This window comes from Pseudomonas sp. P5_B2 (assembly GCF_056400445.1).
On the sequence record NZ_JBFULH010000358.1, the window covers coordinates 1 to 4,250 of the forward strand.

General features: G+C 58.5%; 4 protein-coding genes. All 4 read left to right on the top strand.

Annotated elements, in window-relative coordinates:
* The first annotated feature begins 316 nt into the window (after positions 1-316).
* On the top strand, positions 317-1,117 hold the full coding sequence (panB, locus tag AC1DRJ_RS20285) for a 3-methyl-2-oxobutanoate hydroxymethyltransferase (RefSeq protein ID WP_477803718.1): 801 nt from the start codon (positions 317-319) through the stop codon (positions 1,115-1,117).
* Complete coding sequence (gene panC, locus AC1DRJ_RS20290; RefSeq protein WP_477803719.1) at positions 1,114-1,968, top strand: pantoate--beta-alanine ligase; 855 nt, start codon at positions 1,114-1,116, stop codon at positions 1,966-1,968. Before panB ends, panC begins: the two co-directional genes overlap by 4 nt.
* Positions 1,969-2,101: 133 nt before the next feature.
* Positions 2,102-2,482, top strand: coding sequence for an aspartate 1-decarboxylase (gene panD, locus AC1DRJ_RS20295; RefSeq protein WP_123497181.1), 381 nt, complete (start codon positions 2,102-2,104; stop codon positions 2,480-2,482).
* A gap of 210 nt (positions 2,483-2,692) precedes the next feature.
* Positions 2,693-4,250: glucose-6-phosphate isomerase (pgi, locus tag AC1DRJ_RS20300; protein ID WP_477803720.1), on the top strand; the 1,558-nt coding region annotated here is incomplete at its 3' end.

The following is a 4,250-nucleotide window of genomic DNA, read 5'->3' on the forward strand; positions in this document are numbered from 1 at the left end:
GCTTATAGGTTGACTGACACACCGCATTCGCGAGCAAGCCCGCTCCCACATTTGTTCTGTGTCGACCAGGGGATCTATAGTTGCTGAATCGCATCAGTTACAGCGGTAACACCCCTGTCGTAACAACGCGGTAACACATGCAATTGACTTCCCGAGTTCTCCTCACGACTATAGGCGTCCCGCTGCCGCCAACACGGCGTTTAAGGGCGCAATCCAGGCCTTAAAAGCACGACAACAGACCGTGCGCCTGTATTTAACGAAGAATCACGCGCGTTACTCGCAGTAGTTTTCACAGCGCCTGAATGAGGATCTTTTCATGCCAGCCATCACTCTGACCACTCTGCAAGGTCTCAAGCAAAAAGGTGAAAAAATCACCATGCTGACCTGCTATGACGCAACCTTCGCCCACGCCTGCAATGAGGCTGGCGTCGAAGTGCTGCTGGTGGGCGACTCCCTCGGCATGGTTTTGCAAGGTCACGACAGCACTCTGCCCGTGACGACCGCTGACATGGCTTACCACGTGGCAGCCGTCAAACGTGGCAACACCGATGCACTCATCCTCGCCGACTTGCCGTTCATGGCCTACGCCACCACCGAACAAGCCATGACCAACAGTGCCCTGTTGATGCAAGCCGGTGCGCATATGGTCAAGGTAGAAGGCGCTGTGTGGCTGGCCGACTCGATCCGCCTGCTGGCCGAGCGCGGCATCCCGGTATGCGCGCACTTGGGGCTGACGCCGCAATCGGTGAACATCCTGGGCGGTTACAAAGTCCAGGGTCGCAACGAAAACCAGGCTCGACAAATGCGTGCCGATGCTATTTCGCTGGAACAGGCCGGGGCCGCCATGCTGCTTCTTGAATGCGTGCCCAGCGAATTGGCCGAGGAAATCACCCAAGCCGTGAAGATTCCAGTCATTGGTATCGGTGCTGGCAGCGGCACCGATGGCCAGGTACTGGTACTGCACGACATGCTGGGTTTGGCCATCACCGGTCGCGTGCCAAAATTCGTGAAAAACTTCATGACCGGCCAGCACACGATTCAAGCAGCCCTGAGTGCTTACGTGACTGAAGTCAAAGCGGCGACTTTCCCGGGCTTCGAACACGGATTCTCAGCATGAACACCGTAAAAACCGTACGCGAACTGCGAGCCGCCGTGGCCCGTGCCCGCGGTGAAGGCAAACGCATCGGCTTCGTACCGACCATGGGCAACCTGCACAGCGGTCATATTGCGCTGATTACCAAAGCCTCCCAACGGGCGGATTTCGTGGTCGCGAGCATTTTCGTCAACCCGCTGCAGTTCGGTGCTGGCGAAGACCTCGACAAGTATCCGCGCACCCTCGCCGCCGACCAGGAAAAACTGCTTCAGGCCGGTTGCCACTTGCTGTTCGCGCCAAGCGCTGAAGAAATGTACCCGGACGGTATGGCCGGTCAGACACGCGTCAGCGTTCCGCTGCTGTCTGAAGGCCTGTGCGGCGCCAGCCGCCCAGGGCATTTTGAAGGTGTGGCAACGGTGGTCAGCAAATTGTTCAACATGGTCCAGCCGGACCTCGCGGTCTTCGGCCAGAAAGACTACCAGCAACTGGCGGTGATCAAATCCTTGGCCCATGACCTGAACATGCCAGTCCAGATCATTGGCGAGCCAACTGTCCGAGCGGCCGATGGCCTTGCACTGTCTTCGCGTAATGGCTTCCTCAGCGAACAGCAGCGGGCCGTGGCCCCGGTGGTCTATCGCACGCTGAGTTCGATCGCCGATGCGATCAAGCAGGGAGAGCGGGACTTCCCGGCGCTGATCGACGCGCAGATCAAACAGCTTGAAGCGGCTGGATTGCGTCCCGACTATCTCGAGATTCGCCACGCGCTGACCTTGCGTCCGGCTACGGCGGATGATCGCGATCTGGTGATTCTGGTCGCGGCGTTCCTCGGCACCACACGGTTGATCGACAACCTGCATTTGAATCTCGACGCCTGAACCTAAAACACCGCAAAACAAATGTGGGAGCCCGCTCCCACATTGGACATGCGGTAGTTTTTACATCGTATTGCTGCCTCTTAAGCCTTCGGGCAAACTGCCCGCCGTTCGATTCCGACCTGGGAAAACCCTCATGCACGCCATCATGCTCAAGGCCAAGCTGCATCGCGCCGAAGTCACCCACGCAGTACTCGATTACGAAGGTTCTTGCGCCATCGACGGCGAATGGCTGGACTTGTCCGGCATCCGTGAATACGAGCAAATCCAGATCTATAACGTCGACAACGGCGAACGCTTCACCACTTACGCGATTCGTGGCGAAGAAGGTTCGCGCATGATCTCGGTCAACGGTGCCGCGGCCCACAAAGCCAAGGTCGGCGACCGCGTGATCATCTGCGCTTACGCTCATTACAACGAGGCCGAGCTGCTCAACTTCAAGCCGCGCATGCTCTACATGGCGCCGGGCAACGAGTTGAGCCACACCAGTAACGCCATTCCGGTTCAAGTTGCCTGATCAGTCCACTTGTCGGACCGTCCCGGCTTCGATGTATAAAAAGTACCGGGGGCGGGTCTGACAAAGCCAAGACAGATCGAAGCGCGAGGTTTACTGTATTCGCCCTGTGCCATGAAATCGTGTCGACACAGTTGACCGGACGCTGACCCGCAGCGCTCCGGGATTTTTAGTGTTCAAAAAGCCGTTCAAGTAAAAAGGAAACCCGCAGCGATGGCGTACTACCGCACTCCTCATGACGTGACCGCTCTGCCCGCCTGGCAGGCGTTGAATGACCACCGCCAAGCCATGCAGGATTTCAGCATGCGCGAAGCCTTCAATGCCGACCCGCAGCGTTTTACTCAATTCACCCTGAGCAGCTGTGGACTATTTCTCGATTACTCGAAAAACCTGATCAACGCCGAGACCCGCAACCTGCTGGTAGGTCTGGCGAATGAAGTCGATCTCCAGGGCGCGATCAAGTCGCTGTTCGACGGCGAAATCGTCAATGCCTCCGAAGGGCGTCCAGCCCTGCACACCGCACTGCGCCGACCGGTTGGCGACAAGCTGTCGGTGAATGGCGTCAACGTGATGCCGGAAGTCCATAAAGTGCTGAACCAGATCACCGACCTCGTGGGCCGCATCCACGACGGTCTGTGGCGTGGTTACACCGAGAAGCCAATCACTGACGTGGTCAACATCGGCATCGGTGGCTCGTTCCTCGGCCCGGAGTTGGTGTCCGAGGCGCTGCTGTCCTACGCCCAGAAAGGCGTGCGCTGCCACTACCTGGCGAACATCGATGGCAGTGAATTCCACGAACTGGCCATGAAGCTGCGTGCCGAGACCACGCTGTTCATCGTCTCGTCGAAATCCTTCRACACCCTCGAAACCCTGAAAAATGCCCAGGCCGCACGCGCCTGGTACCTGGCTCAGGGTGGTTCGGAAGCCGAGCTGTACCGTCACTTCATCGCGGTATCGAGCAACAATGCCGCGGCCGTGGCGTTCGGTATTCGCGAAGAAAACATTTTCCCGATGTGGGACTGGGTCGGCGGTCGTTACTCGCTGTGGTCGGCCATCGGCCTGCCAATCGCGCTGGCCATCGGCATGTCGAACTTCAAGGAACTGCTGTCCGGTGCCTACACCATGGACCAGCATTTCCAGAGCGCGCCTTTCGAACAGAACATGCCGGTTTTGCTGGCCCTGCTCGGCGTGTGGTACGGCAATTTCTGGGGCRCGCAAAGCCACGCGATCCTGCCGTACGACCACTACCTGCGTAATATCACCAAGCACTTGCAACAGTTGGATATGGAGTCCAACGGCAAGAGCGTGCGTCAGGACGGTACTCCGGTGTCCACCGACACCGGCCCGGTCATCTGGGGCGGCGTCGGTTGCAATGGTCAACACGCCTATCACCAGTTGCTGCACCAAGGCACCCAACTGATCCCGGCCGACTTCATCGTGCCGATCGTCAGCTTCAACCCGGTGTCCGACCACCACCAGTGGCTGTACGCCAACTGCCTGTCGCAAAGCCAGGCGCTGATGCTGGGCAAGACCCTTGCCGAAGCGGAAACCGAACTGCGTGACAAAGGCATGAGCGAAGACGAAGTGCACAAACTCGCGCCGCACAAAGTGATCCCGGGCAACCGTCCGAGCAACACGCTGGTGGTCGAACGTATCAGCCCGCGTCGCCTCGGCGCACTGGTGGCGATGTACGAACACAAAGTCTTCGTGCAAAGCGTGATCTGGGGCATCAACGCCTTCGATCAGTGGGGCGTGGAGCTGGGTAAAGAAC